This window comes from Amycolatopsis sp. NPDC049252 (genome assembly GCF_043197175.1).
Classification (GTDB): Bacteria; Actinomycetota; Actinomycetes; order Mycobacteriales; family Pseudonocardiaceae; genus Amycolatopsis.
In genome coordinates, this window is sequence record NZ_JBICSQ010000024.1 from 94,233 (window position 1) to 112,325 (window position 18,093).

The 18,093-nt window shown below is 72.5% G+C and carries 13 protein-coding genes; 8 read left to right on the top strand and 5 right to left on the bottom strand.

The features are described from left to right. Positions 1 to 89 precede the first annotated feature (89 nt). Genes cydD through ACGFMK_RS25015 form a run of 3 tightly spaced genes read right to left on the bottom strand, consistent with a single transcriptional unit; the run spans position 90 to position 5,891 of the window. Positions 90 to 3,458, bottom strand: coding sequence for a thiol reductant ABC exporter subunit CydD (cydD, locus tag ACGFMK_RS25005; protein ID WP_392767635.1), 3,369 nt, complete (start codon positions 3,456 to 3,458; stop codon positions 90 to 92). Next, a complete protein-coding gene (gene cydB, locus ACGFMK_RS25010) occupies positions 3,455 to 4,474 on the bottom strand; it encodes a cytochrome d ubiquinol oxidase subunit II (protein ID WP_392767638.1) in 1,020 nt (339 codons plus the stop codon). Before cydB ends, cydD begins: the two co-directional genes overlap by 4 nt. A 16-nt stretch (positions 4,475 to 4,490) precedes the next feature. After that, positions 4,491 to 5,891: a cytochrome ubiquinol oxidase subunit I gene (locus ACGFMK_RS25015; RefSeq protein ID WP_392767672.1), complete on the bottom strand. Its 1,401-nt coding sequence runs from the start codon at positions 5,889 to 5,891 to the stop codon at positions 4,491 to 4,493. A gap of 161 nt (positions 5,892 to 6,052) precedes the next feature. On the opposite strand from ACGFMK_RS25015, the gene ACGFMK_RS25020 reads away from it, so the two are divergent. Then, positions 6,053 to 6,691, top strand: a complete 639-nt coding sequence (locus ACGFMK_RS25020) for a response regulator (protein ID WP_392767641.1) — start codon at positions 6,053 to 6,055, stop codon at positions 6,689 to 6,691. Here ACGFMK_RS25020 and ACGFMK_RS25025 read toward each other — a convergent pair. Then, complete coding sequence (locus tag ACGFMK_RS25025) at positions 6,688 to 7,674, bottom strand: Acg family FMN-binding oxidoreductase (RefSeq protein WP_392767644.1); 987 nt, start codon at positions 7,672 to 7,674, stop codon at positions 6,688 to 6,690. The genes ACGFMK_RS25020 and ACGFMK_RS25025 overlap by 4 nt on opposite strands. A gap of 174 nt (positions 7,675 to 7,848) precedes the next feature. Between ACGFMK_RS25025 and ACGFMK_RS25030 the strand changes: the two genes are divergently transcribed. Further along, the gene (locus ACGFMK_RS25030) at positions 7,849 to 9,537 is read left to right on the top strand and encodes a GAF domain-containing protein (protein ID WP_392767675.1); all 1,689 of its coding nucleotides are present in this window, start codon (positions 7,849 to 7,851) and stop codon (positions 9,535 to 9,537) included. A gap of 5 nt (positions 9,538 to 9,542) precedes the next feature. Here the strand turns inward: ACGFMK_RS25030 and ACGFMK_RS25035 are convergent, their stop codons facing one another. Beyond that, complete coding sequence (locus ACGFMK_RS25035; RefSeq protein ID WP_392767646.1) at positions 9,543 to 9,797, bottom strand: dsRBD fold-containing protein; 255 nt, start codon at positions 9,795 to 9,797, stop codon at positions 9,543 to 9,545. Positions 9,798 to 9,986: 189 nt separating this feature from the next. On the opposite strand from ACGFMK_RS25035, the gene ACGFMK_RS25040 reads away from it, so the two are divergent. From ACGFMK_RS25040 to ACGFMK_RS25065, 6 genes are all read left to right on the top strand, one after another. Continuing rightward, on the top strand, positions 9,987 to 10,394 hold the full coding sequence (locus ACGFMK_RS25040) for an Hsp20/alpha crystallin family protein (protein ID WP_392767649.1): 408 nt from the start codon (positions 9,987 to 9,989) through the stop codon (positions 10,392 to 10,394). Positions 10,395 to 10,463: 69 nt separating this feature from the next. Beyond that, entirely contained in the window at positions 10,464 to 13,094 is a 2,631-nt protein-coding gene (locus ACGFMK_RS25045; protein WP_392767652.1) for a GNAT family N-acetyltransferase, read from the top strand. A gap of 17 nt (positions 13,095 to 13,111) precedes the next feature. Next, a complete protein-coding gene (locus tag ACGFMK_RS25050; protein ID WP_392767655.1) occupies positions 13,112 to 14,197 on the top strand; it encodes an acetate/propionate family kinase in 1,086 nt (361 codons plus the stop codon). Positions 14,198 to 14,200: 3 nt separating this feature from the next. Next, positions 14,201 to 14,584: a hypothetical protein gene (locus tag ACGFMK_RS25055; RefSeq protein ID WP_392767658.1), complete on the top strand. Its 384-nt coding sequence runs from the start codon at positions 14,201 to 14,203 to the stop codon at positions 14,582 to 14,584. Beyond that, positions 14,581 to 15,279: a hypothetical protein gene (locus ACGFMK_RS25060; RefSeq protein ID WP_392767661.1), complete on the top strand. Its 699-nt coding sequence runs from the start codon at positions 14,581 to 14,583 to the stop codon at positions 15,277 to 15,279. The genes ACGFMK_RS25055 and ACGFMK_RS25060 overlap by 4 nt, the downstream gene beginning before the upstream one ends. A gap of 2 nt (positions 15,280 to 15,281) precedes the next feature. Continuing rightward, positions 15,282 to 17,954: a cation-translocating P-type ATPase gene (locus ACGFMK_RS25065; protein ID WP_392767663.1), complete on the top strand. Its 2,673-nt coding sequence runs from the start codon at positions 15,282 to 15,284 to the stop codon at positions 17,952 to 17,954. Positions 17,955 to 18,093: the final 139 nt, after the last annotated feature.

The following is an 18,093-nucleotide window of genomic DNA, read 5'->3' on the forward strand; positions in this document are numbered from 1 at the left end:
GCCGATTGACCGAGATGTTTTTTAGGGCGGGGCGCCCCCGGGGGTTGTGTGCTTAATTTTTTTCTAACACTGTTACGCACTCACGACCGTCAAGCCGCGTCGGCCGGACGAGCCGGGGTCAGGTCGAGGGTGGGCAGGGCCGGGAAGTCCGCCGGGCGGTGCGTCGCCACCAGCGTCGAGCGGCCTTCCGTCGCGGCCAGGACGTCCGAGGCCAGGGCGGCGGCTGTCGGGGCGTCCAGGTGGGCCGTCGGCTCGTCCAGCAGCAGGATCGGGCGGTCCGAGAGCAGCGCCCTGGCCACGCCGATGCGCTGGCGCTCGCCGCCGGACAGCGGCGTGCCGTGGGTGCCCAGCGCCGTGTCCAAGCCGTCCGGCAGCCGGTCCAGCCATGAGCCCAAGCGGGCCAGCGCCAGGGCCGACCGGAGGTCGTCGTCGGACGCGGCCGGGCGGGCCAGGCGCAGGTTTTCCCGCAGGGTGCTGTCGAACAGGTGGGCTTCCGGGCCGCACCACGCGATCCGGTCCCGCACCGCGCCGCCGGGGTAGCGCCGGGTGTCGACGCCGTCGAGCGTCACGCGCCCGGCCGACGGGTCGAGGTAGCGCATCAGCGCCGCGATCACCGTGCTCTTGCCCGCTCCGGACCGGCCGGTGAGCGTGAGCCGCCGGCCGTGGCCGATGCGCAGGTCCACGTGCTGCACGGCGTCGCGGCGGGCGGCCGGCCAGCGGACCGACAACCCCTCGGCCGCCAGCTCGGAGACCGCGGGCACGGGCTCGGCGGAAGCGGGCTCGGTCTGCGGGGCCGGGAGGGTGTCCAGGTCCGCGAGCCGGCCCGCCGCGTGCCCGGCGCCGAGCAGCCGCTGGGCCGCCTCCGGCAGGCCGGCCACCAGTTCGGCGGTCGCGAGCGGCAGGAGGGCCAGCACGGCCAGCGCGGGACCGGGGATCGTGCCCGCGCGGACCGCCATGATGCCGAGGGCGAGGCAGGCCAAGGAAGTCAGGCCGACCCCGAGTGTCGCGATCCCGGAGCCGAGCCCGCGCCGCACCGCGGACCGGCGGGCCGACGACGTCAGCGCGGCGTCCAGCGCGCGCAGGCGGGCGTGCCGGCGGCCCGCCGCGTCGTGCGCGATCAGGTCGGCCGAGGCCTGCAGCAGCTCGACCGTGCTCGCGACCAGATCCGTGCGCAGCCGCGCGGTTTCGCGCTGGGCCCGGCGGGCCGTCAGGGCGGCGACGACCGGGGCGAGCACCCCGGCGGCGAACAGGCCGATGGCGGCCGCGAAGCCGGCGCCGGGCAGGATCACGCCGAGGGTGACCGCCGTCCCGGCGAGGACCGCGAACGTCGCGATCCCCGGCACCAGGCCACGGACCAGGACGTCCTGCTGGCTGTCCACATCGGACACCAGCCGGTTCAGCAGATCGCCGCGGCGCAGCCGGGCGGTGCGGGCCGGGCCGATCCGGACCAGCTGGGCCCACACCCGGACGCGCAGTTCGGTCAGCGCCCGCAGGGCGACGTCGTGGGACAGCAGCCGTTCGAGGTACCGCAGGATGCCCTTGGCCAGGCCGAACGTGCGCACGGCGACGATCGCCACCATCAGGCTCAGCACCGGCGGGTGCAGCGCGGCCGTGGCGATCAGCCACGACGACGTCGCGGTCAGCGCGACCCCGCAGCCGAGCGCGGCGGTCGCGGCCAGGCAGGCGAGGGCGAGGCGCCACCGGTGCGGGCGCACGGCGTCCAGCAGCGGCCGCCACTTCGACCGCGAACCCTCCACAGTGGACATGTCGACGACCGGTGCGAGGGCGACCGGGCGGGCCGGCGCGGACGACGCCGGGGCCGCGTCCAGCGAAGGAGCCACCGCCGAAGCCGGGCCGTCGAGGGTGACGACCCGGTCGCACCGGGCCAGCACCGCGGGGTGGTGGCTGACGATCACCGCGGTCCGTCCGGCGAAGACCTTGGGCAGCCGGTCCAGGATGACGGCCTCGGTCTCGGCGTCGACGCCTTCGGTGGGCTCGTCGAGCAGGATCAGCGGCCGGTCGAGCAGGACCGCGCGGGCCAGCGCGACCCGTCGGCGCTGCCCGGTCGACAGCCCGGCGCCCAGCTCGCCGACCGGGGTGTCCAGGGCGACGTCGAGCGCGGCGACGTCGGCCGCCGCGAGGACGTCGTCGTCGGTCGCGGCTGGGGACCCCAGCCGGATGTTCTCCGCCACGGTCCCGGCGACCAGGTGCGGCTGCTGCGGCACCCAGGCGAGGTGCCGGTGCCAGGTCGCGCGGCCGACGTCGGCGAGGTCGACGTCCCCGAGCACGACCCGGCCGGAGCCGGGCCGCCGCCAGCCGAGCAGGACGTCGAGCAGGGTCGACTTGCCCGCGCCGCTCGGGCCGGTCACCCCGACCACCTCACCGGGCGGGATTCGCAGGCTGAAGGCGTCGAGGATCGGCCCGGACCGGCCCTGCACCGTCACGTCCTCGCAGCGCAGGGCCACCCGGGTAAGGTCGGGAACGGTGCCGGTGCCGGTGTCGCCGGCGGGCGTGTCGGCGAGTGCGATGATCTCCTCGGCCGCGGCGAGGCCTTCGGCGCTGTCGTGGAACCGGGCGCCGACCGCGCGCAGCGGCAGGTAGACCTCGGGCGCCAGGATCAGGACGACGAGCGCGGTGTGCAGGTCTAGGTCGCCGGCCAGCAGCCGCAGGCCGATCGAGACGGCGACAACCGCGACCGACAGCGTCGCCAGCAGTTCGAGGGCGAGCGCGGACAGGAACGCGACGCGCAGCGTCTTCAAGGTCTGCGTGCGGTACTTCTCGGTGATCTCCCGCAGCGAGCGCAGCTGGGCGCGGGCCCGGCCGAACGCGGTCAGCTCGGCCAGCCCGGCGACGAGGTCGAGGAAGTGGTTGCCCAGCAACGAAAGCGTCTTCCACTGCCGCCGGACGTCACGCTGGGTGTAGCGCCCGATGAGGATCATGAAGAGCGGGATCAGCGGCACGGTGAGGCCCACGATCACCGCGGCCACCCAGTCGGCGACCAGGATCCGCACCCCGACCACCAGCGGCACGACCGAGGCGATCAGCAGCTGCGGCAGGTACCGCGCGAAGTAGCCCTCCAGCCGGTCGACGCCGTGCGTCGCCAAGGACGCGACCTCGGCGGGGGAGCGGTCCGCCTGCCGAGGCCCGATCCGCAGCGCCGACCCGATGACGGTCTCCCTCAGCTGGGAGAGCGCCCGGGCGGCGGCGCGGTGCGCGGTCGTCTCCGACAGCCAGGCGATGCCGGACCGGGCGAGCACCACCAGCAGCAGCATCCCGACCGGGACGAGCAGGTTCCGCAGCGCGGCGCCGCCGAGGAAGGCCCACGTGATCGTCTTCGCCAGCAGCTCCGCCTGGGCGAGCACCAGCATCGCCGTCAGCCCGCCCAGGGCGGCGCAGGCGAGGACGAACGGCCGGACCGCGCTCGCGTGGCGGAGCAGCCGCGGGTCGAGGGGCCTCACCGACGGCCCGCGGGGAGCCCGCCGCCGGCCGGGATCGAGTCCCGGCCGAGGCGCTTGCGGAACACCCAGTACGTCCAGGCCTGGTAGGCCAGCACGATCGGGGTGAACGCGACGGCGACCCAGGTCATGATCTGCAGCGTGTAGTGCGTCGAGGACGCGTTGGTCGTGGTCAGTCCGAACGCCGGGTCGCTCGTCGAGGGCAGCACGTTCGGGTACAGCGACCAGAACAGCGTCACGGTGACGGCGACGATCGCCCCGGCGGTGCTCGCGAACGCGAGGCCGTCGCGCTCACCGGCGGCGAACAGCACGCCCGCGACCAGCAGCGCCGCGGCGATCAGCGCCGTCAGCCAGGACCAGCCGCCGTGCTCGATCGCGGTGTAACCGAGGAAGACGCCGCCGAACACGATCGCCGCGCCGCCCAGCGCTCGGCTCAGCGACTGGGCCCGGCCGCGGATCTCGCCGGTCGTCTTCAGCGTCAGGAACACCGCGCCGTGGAAGGCGAACAGCGTCAGCGTGGCCAGCCCGCCGAGCAGCGCGTACGGGTTGAGCAGGGTGAAGAACGTGCCCGTGAAGTGGTGCTTCGCGTCGAGCGGGACGCCGTGCACGATGTTGCCGAAGGCGACACCCCACAGCAGCGCCGGGCCGGCCGAGGCGAACACGATGATCCAGTCCCAGACATTGCGCCAGCGCGGGCTGTCGATCTTGCCGCGGAACTCGAACGCCACCCCGCGCAGGATGAGGGCGACCAGCACCAGCAGCAGGGCCAGGTAGAACCCGGAGAACAGGCTCGAGTACCAGAGCGGGAACGCGGCGAAGGTGGCGCCGCCGGCGACGAGCAGCCAGACCTCGTTGCCGTCCCAGACCGGTCCGATCGTGTTGATCAGCACGCGGCGGTCGGTGTCGTCGCGGCCGAGGATCCGCAGCAGCATGCCGACGCCGAAGTCGAACCCTTCGAGGACGAAGTAGCCGGTCCAGAGGACCGCGATGAGCAGGAACCAGATGTCGGTGAGGGCCATGACGGGTCTCCGGCGCTTAGTAGGCGAAGGCCGCGGGCCGCGGCTCGTCGGAATCGGTTTCGTCGCGGGGTGCCTCGGGCGGCGGGGGACCAGCCTTGGCGTAGCGGACCATCAGGACGCCGTCGACGACCGCGAGTGCGCCGTAGAGGACGGTGAAGACGATCAGCGAGGTCAGCACGCTGCTCGCGGGCACCGTGGGCGACACCGAGTCGGCGGTCTTGAGCACGCCGAACACCGACCACGGCTGGCGGCCCATCTCGGTGAAGATCCAGCCGACGCTGTTGGCCAGGTAAGGCAGGGCGATCGCCGCGGTGGCGGCCGGGAAGAACCACTTGGCGCGCGGGGTGCGGCCGCGGCGGAACAGCCACAGGCCGGCCGCCGACAGCAGCAGGCAGAGGAAGCCGAAGCCGATCATCAGGCGGAACGTCCAGTAGGTGACGGGAACCTCCGGCCGGTACTCGCCGGGGCCGTAGGCCTGCTGTTCGGCGGCCTGGAGGTTGTTGATGCCCTCGACCTGGCCGTCGAAGGTGCCGGTGGCCATGAACGAGAGCACGCCGGGGACGCGGATGGAGAACTTCTCCTGCGAGCCGTCGAGCGAGCCGATCGTGAACAGCGAGAACGACGCGGGCGCGACGGTGTCGTAGAGCGCTTCGGCCGCGGCCATCTTCATCGGCTGCTGCTCGGTCATCAGGCGGGCCTGCAGGTCACCGGTGACGATGACACCGAGGCTGGCGATCAGGACGGTGACCAGCGCGAGCTTCATCGACGGCCGGAAGACGTCGGCGTTGCGGTTCTTGCGAAGCTGCCAGGCGCTGATCCCGACGACGAACATGCCGCCGGTCAGGAAGCACGCGGTGATGGTGTGGGCGAAGGCGCCGATGGCGGTCGAGTTGGTGAGCACGGCGCCGAAGTCCTTGAGCTCCGCGCGGCCGGTGGCGGGGTTGACCGCCGAGCCGACCGGGTGCTGCATCCAGGAGTTGGCGGCGAGGATGAAGTACGCCGAGAGCAGGGTGCCGGTCGCGGCGATCCAGATCGTCGCGAGGTGGAGCTTCTTCGGGAGCTTGTCCCAGCCGAAGATCCACAGGCCGAGGAACGTCGATTCGAGGAAGAACGCGAGCAGTCCTTCGATGGCCAGCGGCGCGCCGAAGATGTCGCCGACGAACGTGCTGTAGTCCGACCAGTTCATCCCGAACTGGAACTCCTGCACGATCCCGGTCGCCACGCCCAGGGCGAAGTTGATGAGGAACAGCTTCCCCCAGAACTTCGTCATCCGGCGGTACCTGTCGTTGCCGGTGCGCACCCAGGCCGTCTGCATCCCGGCGACCAGGAAGGACAGCCCGATGGTCAACGGGACGAAGATGAAGTGGTACACGGTGGTGATCCCGAACTGCCACCGCGCCAGGTCCAGGGTGCTCATCCGGTTCTCCTGCTCGCCGTTCTTGCTGACCACGGCAGCATCCGCGCCGGCAGGCCCGCGGCGAGAGGGTCCTTGGTCACTTTCGCGACGGTCACGGGTCCCTGCCGTCGGAGGCCCTGTGGTCGTAGGCTGAGCTCGTCAACCGTTCCCAGGAGGCCGGAATGCTCCGCGTGTTTCTCGTCGACGACCACGAGGTCGTCCGTCGTGGTGTCGCCGATCTGCTGGACGAGGACGAGGAACTGACGGTGATCGGCCAGGCCGGCAGCGTCTCGCAGGCCCTTGCCCGGATCCCCGCGCTCAATCCCGACGTCGCCGTGCTCGACGTCCGGCTGCCCGACGGCAACGGCATCGAGCTGGCCCGCGAGCTGCGCTCGAAGCTGCCGGAGCTGAAGGTCCTGATGCTCACCTCCTACACTGACGAGCAGGCGATGCTCGACGCGGTGATGGCCGGGGCCAGCGGATTCGTCATCAAGGACATCAAGGGCATGGACCTGGTCTCGGCCGTGCGCGACGTCGGCGCGGGCAAGTCCCTGCTCGACGCCCACGCGGCGGCCGCGCTGATGGCCAAGCTGCGCGACAGCCAGACCAAGAAGGGCCCGCTGTCGGACCTGTCCGACCAGGAGCGCAAGCTGCTGGAGCTGATCGGCGAGGGCCTGACCAACCGGCAGATCTCGGAGCGGATGTTCCTGGCCGAGAAGACCGTCAAGAACTACGTCTCGCGCCTGCTGACGAAGCTGGGGATGGAACGGCGGACCCAGGCCGCCGTCCTCGCCACCGAGCTGCGCCAGCAGGGGAACTAAGCGCTCAGCCGATCCGGCTCCAGCAGGACGTCTTCCAGAGAACGGCGCGGTGTCCACGGCACCGGCGTGCCCTGGCCCAGGCGCAGCACGATCTGCGGCCACAACCCACCGCCGAGCAGGGTGCGCAGCTCCGCCCGCACCGTGGGGACCTCCACCGGCTGCGAGATGAACGACGCGTCGAAGCCCGCGGCCGTCGCGGTGAGCAGGACGCGTTGCATCGCCTGGCCCGCGCGGATCCGGTCGGCCTTCTTGTCGTCGAACGAGCCGATGACGACGACCACGGGTTCGGATTCGTCGACCTGGCCGCGCCGCCGTGAGCCGAAGTCGCGCAGGATCCAGCCGTCCTCCGACGGCATCGCGCCCGCCGCGTACTCCGGCACGCCATCGCGGCTCTCCCGGCTGCGAGCGGTCCAGTGCCGCCACTCGGCGAGGAAGGCGGGATCGGTGATCTGGGCCTGGTGTCCCTTGCGCACCAGCTCCCGCAGCCGGTCCAGCTGGTGCGCGTCGAGCCGCGGCAGCCAGGCCTGCTCGACCTCGGCCGCGTGGCGCAGCCCGGCGACGACCGGCTCGGGGATCACGGCCGACTCGAACGGGGTGCGGTTCGTGTGGCGGCGCGGGATGGCGTCGGCCAGCCGGACGAGCCGCTGGTCGGGTTGGCGAGCCGCGAACGGGCGGACGACGGCCAGCAGCGTCGGGTCGTCCCGCCGGGGCAGCAGCGTCGTGGCCGGGTGCGCGCCCAGCGCGTGGATCGCCGTGCGCAGGTTGAACAGCGCGGCCCCGCACGAGAGCAGCAGCTCCCGCCGGTCGGCGTCGGCCACCGGCAGGGCCCGGTCCGGATCGGTGTGCAGCTCCAGGCCGGCCGGGGTGCAGCGGAACCGCCACGGCTGGGTGTTGTGCGTCGACGGTGCCAGCACGGCCGCGCCGATCACGGACTTCACCTGATCGGGGTCGAGCAGGCCGATCGAGGTGACGGGTGGTGTCATGGTTTCCCCTTGGTGCCGGCGCGCGGCACACTGTGGTGCCTGAACTTCTCCCCGACGGTCTCTTGCCGGAGCGGCCTGCGAAAAGGGGACAAAGTCACCAGCGGCATTGCGGAGGTCGTGGACACGGTGTCGGTGAACGAACCGGGACAGCAGCCGGAGTACGGGTCGCGCCGGATGGCGGGGACGCTCTCCGGCCTGCGGTTGCGTGAGGTCCTGCGTGATCTGCAGGACCGCATCGAGCTGCTGATCGGCACCCGCGACAAGATGGACGGCCTGCTCGACGCGGTGCTGGCCGTCGCGTCCGGGCTGGAGCTGGACGCCACGCTGCGGCGCATCGTGCAGGCCGCGATCGAGCTCGGCGAGGCCAAGTACGGCGCGCTGGGCGTGCTCGCCGAGGACGGCTCGCTGTCCGAGTTCATCTACCTCGGCATCGACGACGAAACGCGGCGGCTGATCGGCGACCTGCCCCAGGGGCACGGCGTCCTCGGCGTGGTCATCGACGAGGCGAAACCGTTGCGGCTGGAGGAGATCTCGGCCCATCCGGCGTCGGTCGGGTTCCCGGCGGACCACCCGCCGATGCACTCGTTCCTCGGGGTGCCGGTCCGGGTGCGCGACGAGGTGTTCGGGCGGCTGTACCTCACCGAAAAGAAGAACGGGGAACCGTTCACCGACGACGACGAGGTCGTCGTGCAGGCACTGGCCGCCGCGGCGGGCATCGCGATCGAGAACGCACACCTCTACGAGCAGGCGCGGGTGCGGCAGCAGTGGCTGGCCGCGACCAGTGAGGTGACCACCGAGCTGCTGGGCGGCACCGACCCGGCCGAAGCGCTCAACATCATCGCGAGCCGCGCGCTCGAGCTGACCGGCTCCGACGTCACCATGCTCGCGCTGCCGAACTCCGGGCGCCTCGACGTCGACGAGGACTGGGGCGACGACGTCGACGACCTGACGGTCACCGTCTGCGCCGGGGCCCGGGCGGCCGAGCTGTCGGGTCTGCACATCGCCCTCGAGGGAAGTGTGCCCGGCGCGGTCTACCGGGACCGGACGCCGCGCAGCGTCCCCGAGCTGGAACTGCGGGAGTTCGGCTTCGGGCCGGCCCTGGTGGTGCCGCTGCGCGCGGGTGACCGCACGACCGGCGTGCTCATCACCGTCCGGGAGCCGAGCGCGGCGCCCTTCGAGTCGGCCCAGCTGTCGGTCGTCGCGTCCTTTGCCGACCAGGCCGCGCTGGCCCTGCAGCTGGCGGCGCAGCAGCGGGCCGCCCGCGAGCTGGACGTGCTGGGCGATCGCGACCGGATCGCCCGCGACCTGCACGACCACGTCATCCAGCGGCTGTTCGCGGTCGGCCTGTCCATGCAGAGCACCCAGCGGCGGACGAAGTCGCCGGAGCTGCAGAAACGGCTCGGGGACAGCATCCAGCAGATGCACGAGATCGTGCAGGAGATCCGCACGGCCATCTTCGACCTGCACGGCGGCGCGGCGGGGGAGACCCGGCTGCGGCACCGCCTGCACGACGCGATCGCCGAGCTCACCGACGACGCGCCGGTGCACCCGACGATCAGCATGTCCGGCCCGATCGACACCGTGCCCGCCCAGCTGGCCGAGCACGTCGAGGCGGTGGTGCGCGAGGCGGTCAGCAACGCGGTGCGGCACGCGGAAGCCTCGACGTTGTGGGTGTCGGTCGCGGTGAAGGACGACGTACTGCGGATCGTCGTGGTCGACGACGGCAAGGGTATCCCCGCCGACGTCTCGCCGAGCGGCCTCGGCAACCTGCGTGAACGCGCGGAAGCCGTGGGCGGCCGGTTCGCCCTCGAGCCCGGTCCCGAGGGCGGTCTGAAGGTGGAGTGGTCCGCACCGCTGCGCTGAGCGGCTCAGGCGCGCCACACACCACCGGTCTCGGCTTCCAGTTCGGCGGTCGCCGCCTCGACCAGCTCCTCCGTGAGGTCGGACATGGCGCGGCCCAGCGCGAGGTAGCCCGCGATCCGCGCGGGTCCGCTCCGGTGGGCGAGGCCGACGCCGGAGAACTCCTGCCCCTCCGGGGTGCGCAGCACGAGCTGCGCGCGGGTCCGGTTCGGCCCGTGCTCGACCGCGACGTCGAAACTCCAGGTTTCCGCAGGCTGGTCCATGGCTCCTCCGTTCCGCCCCGGTCCGCCGACGGTGACAGCGCGCCAGGGCGGAGCACAGGGGCTTAGGTCCCCGGATGGGGTTCGGTGACGAAGGTCCTCGCGGTTCGGGTAGTCCGGCCGCGTCGCCGGGCCCCCTCCCCGCGGTCTCCTTGTGGTGCGGCGCCCGTCGCCGCGGGAAGGAGAAACACGATGACTGCCTTGGTGCCGGGTTCACGCCTGGCGTTGCCGAGCATCGCGGCGTGGCTGGACAACCCCTGGCCGTTCGCCGAGCACAACCCCATGCGGATCGAGGAGTCCACGGAGGACGGAAAGTACCTCGTCCGCGCGGAGCTGCCCGGCTTCGACCCGGAGAAGCACATCTCCGTGACCACGCACAACGGGTTGCTCACCATCGCCGCCAAGCGGGAGGCGAAGGAGACCACGGAGGGCCGCAGCGAGTTCTACTACGGCACCTTCAGCCGGACGGTCAGCCTGCCGGCCGGGGCCGACCCCGCGAAGGTCAAGGCGACCTACACCGACGGCATCCTCGAGATCTCGATGCCGGTTTCGGAGCACCCGCGTGACAAGCACGTGAAGATCCAGGTCACCAAGGACTAGGTGACCATCCCGCGGTGGGCGCGACCCCTTGGCCGGTCGCGCCCACCCTCAGGTGTTCGAGGAGAAACGATGAGCGTGGACGCGGGCTCCCGGGCCCTGCTCGCCGGCGGTGACGTGGTGCTCGTGCGCCCGTTGCACCCGGCCGACACCGCCGAGGTGCTGAGCCTGCACACCCGGCTCACCCAGCAGGACACCTACTTCCGGTTCTTCGGCGCCCGTCCGTCCATGTTGGACAAACTCGCCGCGGACATGACCGCCGAAACCGGCCCTGGCCACTACGCCGTGGGCTGTTACCGGTGTGGCGAGCTCGTCGGCGTGGCGAACTACGAACAGCTGAAGGACACCGCGGAGGCCGAAGTCGCACTGGTCGTCGACGCCTCGTTGCGTACTCAAGGCGTCGCGACCCTGCTGATGGAACACCTCGTCTCCCACGCCCGGAAAACCGGCTTGAAGCGCTTCGTCGCCGAGGTGCTCGCCGAGAACTCCAAGGTGCTCCACGTCTTCGCCGACCTCGGCCTGCGGTTCGAGGCGAGCGTCGGCGGCCCCGAGCGCGACGTCGTGATGGTCCTCGAGGAGGACGCCGCCTACCTGGACGCCGTCCTGAAGCGTGACTCCGTCGCCGACGCGGCCAGCCTGGCCCACATCCTCAAGCCCGCCTCGATCGCCGTGATCGGCGCGGGACGGCGGCCCGGCTCGGTCGGGCACGCGGTCCTGGCCAACCTGGTCGCGTCCGGCTACCCGGGCCCGGTCGAGGTGGTGAACCCTCACACGAGCGAGATCCTCGGCGTGCCGTCCGCGGCGAGCGTCGCGGACCTGAGCCGCACGCCCGAACTCGCTGTGGTCTGCCTGCCCGCCCCGGCCGCCGCGGACGCGGTCGAAGAATGCGGGAAACGCGGCGTCCGGGCGATCGTCATCATCTCCTCGGGATTGACCGGCACCGAAGCCGGGACCCGGGTGCACGCGGCGGTGAGCGACTACGGCATGCGGCTGGTCGGCCCGAACTGCCTCGGCGTCGTCTCCACCGACCCCGCCTCCCCGCTGAACCTGACGTTCCTGGGCACGCCCGTCCGCCCCGGCAACATCGGCGTGGTCACCCAGTCCGGCGGTGTCGGGATCGCGCTCGCGGAGTCGCTCGACGACCTGGGTCTCGGCATGTCGAACCTGGTTTCGACCGGCGACAAGTACGACGTCAGCGGCAACGACCTGCTGATGTGGTGGACCGCCGACCGCCGGACCGAGATCGCCGTGCTCTACCTCGAATCCTTCGGCAACCCGCGCAAGTTCAGCCGCCTGGCGCGGCAGCTGGCCCGCACCCGCCCGGTGCTGGCCGTCCGGTCGGGCAGCGGCGACACCGCGCAGCGCGCCGCCGCTTCGCACACCGCCGCCGCGGCGACCCCCGCCGTCACCCGGGACGCGCTGTTCGAGCAGGCCGGGGTCATCGCCGTCGACACGGTCGCCGAGCTGGTCGACGTCATCGCCGGGCTGTCCTGGCAGCTGCTGCCGGGCGGGCCGCGCGTGGCTGTCGTCAGCAACGCCGGCGGCGCCGGGGTGCTGGCCGCGGACGCCTGCGAACGCGAAGGCTTGGTGATGGCGGAGCTGTCCGACGACACCAAAGAGCGCCTCGCGAAACTGCTGCCGCACGAAGCCGCCGTGCGGAACCCGGTCGACACGACCGCGGCCGTCCCCGCCGAGGTGTTCGCCGACGCGCTGCGCGCCGTGCTCGCCGACGACGGCGTCGACGCGGTGATCGCGGCGACCGTGCCGACCGCGGTCGGCGACCCCGGGACCGCGCTCGCCGACGTGCTCCCGCCCGAGTACAAAACCGTCTTCGCGGTACGCCCCGGGCAGCGCGCCCGCGTCGCCCCGCTGGTGCCCGGCACCGGCGTGACCGCGTGCTACGACGACCCCGCCGCGGCCGCTGCCGTGCTCGCCCGGCTCGTCCGCTACGAGCGGTGGTTGAACCGGCCCGAGACCGACGATTCCCTTGCCCCACTGGAAGATCCGGACGCGCTTCGGGCGTTCGCCACCGGGCGCGAGGGCTGGTTGCCACCGGCTGACGCCGTCGAACTGCTGCGCCTGGCCGGCATCCCGATGGTGGAGACCACCTACGTCGAAGCCGGCGATTCGATGGACGCCGCGGCCGCCGACCCGGGCACGCCGGTCGTGCTGAAGGCCGACGCCGAGGGGCTGCTGCACAAGTCCGCCGGGGGCGGCGTGCTGCTCAACGTGCGCGGTGCCGACCGCATCCTCGACGCGTTCCGCACCTTCCGGTCCCGCTTCGGCTCCGCGCTGCGCGGGGTCACCGTCCAGCCGATGGCCGAACCCGGCCGGGAGGTGCTGGTCGGCGTGCGCTCGGACCCGGTGTTCGGGCCGCTGGTCGTCTTCGGCCTCGGCGGCGTCGACACCGACCTGATCGCCGACCACGCCGCCCGCCTCGCGCCGCTGACCGGGGCGGACGCCGACCAGCTGCTCGACGGCCTGCGCGCGTCGAAGGCGCTCTGGTCGGGCCAGCTCGACCGGGCGGCCGTGCGGCAGCTGCTGCTGAAGGTCGGCAGGCTCGCCGAACTCGTGCCCGAGCTGACCGAGCTGGACCTCAACCCGGTGCGGGTCCGAACCGACGGCTGCGTGGCGCTCGACGTCCGCGCCCGGTTCGCACGGCCCGTCGCCACCGACCCGTTCCTGCGCCACTTGCGGGACTGAAGGACCGGAGGAAAGCCGTGCGTGTGCTGACCCTGAACCCGGGTTCGTCGAGCATGAAGGTCTCGCTGGTCGCCGACGGCACCGCCGTCGGCTGGACCGCGTGGGACCTGGGCGACCCCGGCGCGGTGGCCCAGGTGATCCGCCGCTGGCCCGACGTGGACGCCGTCGCGGTCCGCTTCGTCCACGGCGGGGCGCAGAAGGTGCCGGCGCTGGTCGACGACGCGCTCCTCGCGAACCTCGAACGCCTGACCTCCCTCGCACCCAACCACCAGCCCCTGTCGCTCGAGGTGACCCGGGAGGTGCGCCGGCGCTTCCCCGAGGTCCCGGTGGTGGCCTGCTTCGACACCGCGTTCCACGCCGACATGCCCGAAGCGGCCTCGCGGTACCCCCTGCCGCGGGCGTGGACGGCCCAGAACCGGTTGCGCCGCTACGGTTTCCACGGCCTGTCGTGCCGGCACGCGCTGGGCCGGACCGCCGAGCTGCTCGGCCGCGCGCCCGAGGACCTGCACCTGGTCTGCGCGCACGTCGGCGCCGGCGTGTCGGTGACCGCGATCCGCGACGGCCACGGCGTCGACACCAGCATGGGCTTCACCCCGCTGGAAGGCGCCATGATGGCGACCCGGTCCGGCTCGATCGACCCGGGACTGCTGCTGCACGTGATGCAGACCGCGCCGATGAGCCCGGCCGAGATGGCCGACGCGCTCTTCCACCGCTCCGGGCTCGCCGGGATGACCGGCACCAACGGCGACCTGCGCCGGGTGCGGGCCGCGGCGGAGCACGGCGAGCGGGACGCCGAGGTCGCCCTCGACGTCTACCGCCACCGGCTCGGCCGGGAGATCGGCGCGGCCGCGACCAACCTGCCGCGACTGGACGCGGTCGTGTTCACCGGCGGCGTCGCCGAGCACGAACCGGAGGTGATCCGGTCGGTCATCGACGGACTGGGCGTGCTCGGCCTGCGCGCCGGCGACGTCCCCTACAGCCACGCCGACCGGATCGTCACCGCGGCGGACTCGCCGGTGCCCGCCCTGATCGTCTTCGCCCGGGAAGACCTCGAACTCGCGCGCGGCGCCGAAGAAGCGCTCGCCCGACTGGCCGTGAGGTGAGCCATGCACGTCCTCCTGACCGAAGCGTCCTTCGGAGACGCCGATTTCCTTGTCCAGCCCCTGTGGGACACCGGTTGCCTGGTGAGCCGGTGCCACAGTCGCGCCGGGCTTTGCCGGGCCCTCGCGCCGGGGGCCATGTGCCCGCTCGACGAGCCCTTCGCCCAGCCCGACCTCGTCGTCGACGTCCGCGGCCAGGGCCCCGACCTGACCGCCCGCGAGTACGGGGTCGTCTGCGCGATCCGCGACCACGTGCCGATCGCGCTGGTCTCGCCCGATCCCGATGTGCGGGCCGAGATCCCGGCCGGGCTGGAGAACCGGGTCACCGTGATCGACGTCGACGGCCTGCTGGCCACCGGCAAGGCCGCCTCGAGACACGTCGGTCGATGACCTCCCTCGAGTTCCGCTGGGAACGATCGTCGAAGGCCGTGCTCGCCGACGCTCTGCTCCGGCAGGGTCCGAACCGCTGCGTCGCGCAGGTCCGGCCTGACGAGATCCTGCTGACCGAACCTCCGTCGCGGCGCGAGCGGGCGGGGACGGCCGCCCTCCTCGAGTGCGGGGCGGCCCTGTCGACGATCTGGACCGTGGTGCGGGTGCTGTGCCACGAACCGGAGGTCGCGTTTCCCCGCGACCCGGACCGTCCCGACATCGCGGCGGTCGTCCGGGTCGGCGGCGCGCGCACCGCGTCCGACGGGGAATGGGCGCGGTACGACGCGCTGCGCAAACTCGGTCACGGCGGTGACTTGCTGCCGGTCGGCCTCGCCGTCCTGGGCGCGCTGGCCGCGGAGGACTTCTGGCCGGACACGGCCGTGCGGATCGTCCGCCCGGACTGGGTGGCGACGCTCAGGCGCCTCGGCGCCGACGTCACCGGGCACTCGTCGCTGCTGATCACCACACCCGGCGACAGCCGTCGGCACCACCTCCTGGCCGGCGCGGCACTGCACTCGACCCGGCTCGCCGCGGCCGTTCGCGGCCTCTCCTCCCAGGTGCTGCCCCTCCGGGCAGCCGGCGAGTCGTCGCTGCCCGGCGTCCCGCAGGCCGTGCTCCTGGTCGGCCTTGCCACCCCGAAGCGAAGGAACTCCTGACGATGACCATGCACCTGAGGTCCAAGCCGGTCGCCGAGGAGGCGCCTGAGGTCGATGCGCGCGAGCCCGTCGCCCTGCTGCTGCGGGACCTGCGCACGGGAGTCACCGGCCTGAGCGCCCGTGAAGCCACTCGCCGTCTCCAGGTGAGCGGTCCCAACGCGCTGCCGTCGCACCGCGGGGCGACCTGGCCGCTGGCCATCCTGCGGCAGCTGATCCACCCGCTCGCGCTGCTGCTGTGGGTCGCGGCCGGGCTCGCCTGGTTCGCCGGGACGAGCAACCTCGCGATCGCCATCGTCGGCGTCATCCTGCTCAACGGCCTGCTGGCGTTCGTGCAGGAACAGCAGGCGGAGAAGGCCGTCGAAGCGCTCGGCCGCTACCTGCCCGACCGCGCCTCGGTGCTGCGCGACGGCAGCGTCTGGCACGTGCCCGCGACCGAGATCGTGCCCGGGGACGTGCTGGTGCTCGCCGAGGGCGACCGCGTCCCCGCCGACGCCCGGCTGGTGGAGGGCACCCTCGACGTCGACGCCTCGATGCTGACGGGGGAGTCGGCGCCGGTGACGCGGATGGCCGACGTCCCCGACGACGCTTCCCGGCCGCTGGAGTCACCGGTGCTCGTGTTCAGCGGCACGGTGTGCGTCGCCGGCGCCGCGCACGCGGTCGTGCACGCCACCGGCCGGCACACCGAGATCGGCCGGATCGCGTCGTTGTCGGCCCGGGTGGGCCGGGAGGAAAGCCCGCTGGAACGGCAGGTGCGGCGCGTCGCGTGGCTGATCGCCGGCGTTGCCGTCGTCGTCGGCATCGGGTTCCTGCCGCTGGGCTGGCTGGCCGGGCTGTCGTGGTCGGCCGCGTTCGTGTTCGCCATCGGCCTGCTCGTGGCGAACGTCCCCGAGGGCCTGCTGCCGACGATCACCCTCGCCCTGGCCGCCGGGGTGCGGTCGATGGCCAAGGAAGGCGCGCTCGTCAAACGGCTGTCGGCGGTCGAGACGCTGGGCTCGACGACGGTGATCTGCACCGACAAGACCGGGACCCTGACCCGCAACACGATGCACGTCGAAGAGGCCCGGGACGGGCTGGGCGCTCCGGTGGACGACGCGGCCGTGCTGGCCGCGTCGCTCGCCCGGTGCAGCACCGCCGACCTCGCTTCGGAGAGCGGCGACCCGACCGAGCTGGCCCTGCTGGGGTACGCGGCCGGCCACGGGACCGCGCTCGAACCTGCCGCCCGGGAGACCGCGCGGAGAACTCTGTACTCGTTCGACCCCCGGCTCAAGCGGATGTCCACTGTGGACTCCGTCGGCGGATCCCTGTTAGTGGCCACCAAGGGCGCGCCCGAACAGGTGATACCGCGGTGCACGTCGGTTTTCGACGGCTCTGGCGCCGAAGTCCCGTTGACGCCCGCGCTGCGGGAGCGGCTCGTCGAGCGTGTCGACGAGATGGCGGGCCGGGCCCTGCGCGTGCTGGCCGTCGCCCGCCGCGGCGTACCCGAGGTGCCGGGGAGCCGCGAAGAAGCCGAGTCGGAGCTGTGCCTGCTGGGTCTGGTGGGGCTCGTCGACCCGCCGCGTCCCGAGGTCGCCGCCGCGGTCGCGAACTGCCATTCGGCGGGGATCACCGTCCACGTCGTGACCGGCGACAACGGCCGGACCGCGGCGGAGATCGCCCGCCGCGTCGGGATCGGCGCGGACCGCGTGATCAGCGGCGACGAACTCGCGACAATGCCCGAGTCCTCTCTGGACGAAGCGCTCAAAGCCGGCGGCGAGATCGTGTTCGCCCGCGCGGCACCGGAGGACAAGCTGCGCATCGCCGACGCCCTGCGCGACTGCGGCGAGGTCGTGGCGATGACCGGCGACGGCGTCAACGACGCGCCGGCCCTGCGCCGGGCCGACATCGGCGTGGCGATGGGCGTCGGCGGCACGGACGTCGCGAAGGAAGCGGCGACGGTGGTGCTCACCGACGACAACTTCGCGACGATCGTCGCCGGCGTGCGCGAGGGGCGGCGGGTCTTCGACAACGTCCGCAAGTTCGTGCTCTACATCTTCGCGCACGCGGTCCCGGAAGTCCTGCCGTTCCTGCTGTTCGCCGTGTCCGGCGGGTTGATCCCGCTGCCTCTCACGGTGCTGCAGATCCTGGCGATCGACCTGGGCACGGAGACTCTCCCCGCGCTGGCCCTCGGCCGCGAACCCGCGGAGCCGGGCTTGATGGCCCGCGGCCCGCGGCGGCGCTCGGAAGGTGTGGTCACCGGCCGGATGCTGTTGCGGGCCTGGGGAATCATGGGCCTGCTGTCGGGGATCCTGGTGCTGGGCGCGTACTTCGCGGTGCTGTACGCGGCGGGCTGGCACCCGGGCGCGGACGTCTCGGCCGGAGCGCCGCTGCACCACGCGTACCTCCAGGCGACAACGGCAAGCTTCGCGGCGATCGTGTTCTGCCAGATCGGCACGGCGTTCGCGTCCCGCACCGAGCGGGTCTCGTTGCGGAAGATCGGCTTGACGACGAACCGGTTGCTGCTCGGGGGAATCGCGTTCGAGCTGGTCTTCGCGGCGGCGTTGATCTACCTGCCACCACTGCAAAGCTTGTTCGGCACGGCGGCGCTGCCGGCCTGGGTGATCGCGCTGATGCTGCCGATGCCGGTCCTGGTGTGGGGCGCGGACGAACTCTTCCGCCGAGCCACCCGCCGGGCCTGAACCTGAACGCCGCAAAGCCGTGAATGTCGCATTGAGGGACTCTAAGGGGTCAGTTCAGAATGAGTTTGCGTAGGCAGATCATGGAGCAGGCCAGGCTGAGGATGGCTCGATGCACGTCGGCTCGGCGTTCGGTGCGGAT

Excerpts from the sequence above, each read along its gene's own strand:
- cydB (WP_392767638.1), bottom strand. The coding sequence starts at position 4,474 with ATGGCCCTCACCGACATCTGGTTCCTGCTCATCGCGGTCCTCTGGACC.
- ACGFMK_RS25015 (WP_392767672.1), bottom strand. The coding sequence starts at position 5,891 with ATGAGCACCCTGGACCTGGCGCGGTGGCAGTTCGGGATCACCACCGTG.
- ACGFMK_RS25020 (WP_392767641.1), top strand. The coding sequence starts at position 6,053 with ATGCTCCGCGTGTTTCTCGTCGACGACCACGAGGTCGTCCGTCGTGGT.
- ACGFMK_RS25025 (WP_392767644.1), bottom strand. The coding sequence starts at position 7,674 with ATGACACCACCCGTCACCTCGATCGGCCTGCTCGACCCCGATCAGGTG.
- ACGFMK_RS25030 (WP_392767675.1), top strand. The coding sequence starts at position 7,849 with ATGGCGGGGACGCTCTCCGGCCTGCGGTTGCGTGAGGTCCTGCGTGAT.
- ACGFMK_RS25035 (WP_392767646.1), bottom strand. The coding sequence starts at position 9,797 with ATGGACCAGCCTGCGGAAACCTGGAGTTTCGACGTCGCGGTCGAGCAC.
- ACGFMK_RS25040 (WP_392767649.1), top strand. The coding sequence starts at position 9,987 with ATGACTGCCTTGGTGCCGGGTTCACGCCTGGCGTTGCCGAGCATCGCG.
- ACGFMK_RS25045 (WP_392767652.1), top strand. The coding sequence starts at position 10,464 with ATGAGCGTGGACGCGGGCTCCCGGGCCCTGCTCGCCGGCGGTGACGTG.
- ACGFMK_RS25055 (WP_392767658.1), top strand. The coding sequence starts at position 14,201 with ATGCACGTCCTCCTGACCGAAGCGTCCTTCGGAGACGCCGATTTCCTT.
- ACGFMK_RS25060 (WP_392767661.1), top strand. The coding sequence starts at position 14,581 with ATGACCTCCCTCGAGTTCCGCTGGGAACGATCGTCGAAGGCCGTGCTC.
- ACGFMK_RS25065 (WP_392767663.1), top strand. The coding sequence starts at position 15,282 with ATGACCATGCACCTGAGGTCCAAGCCGGTCGCCGAGGAGGCGCCTGAG.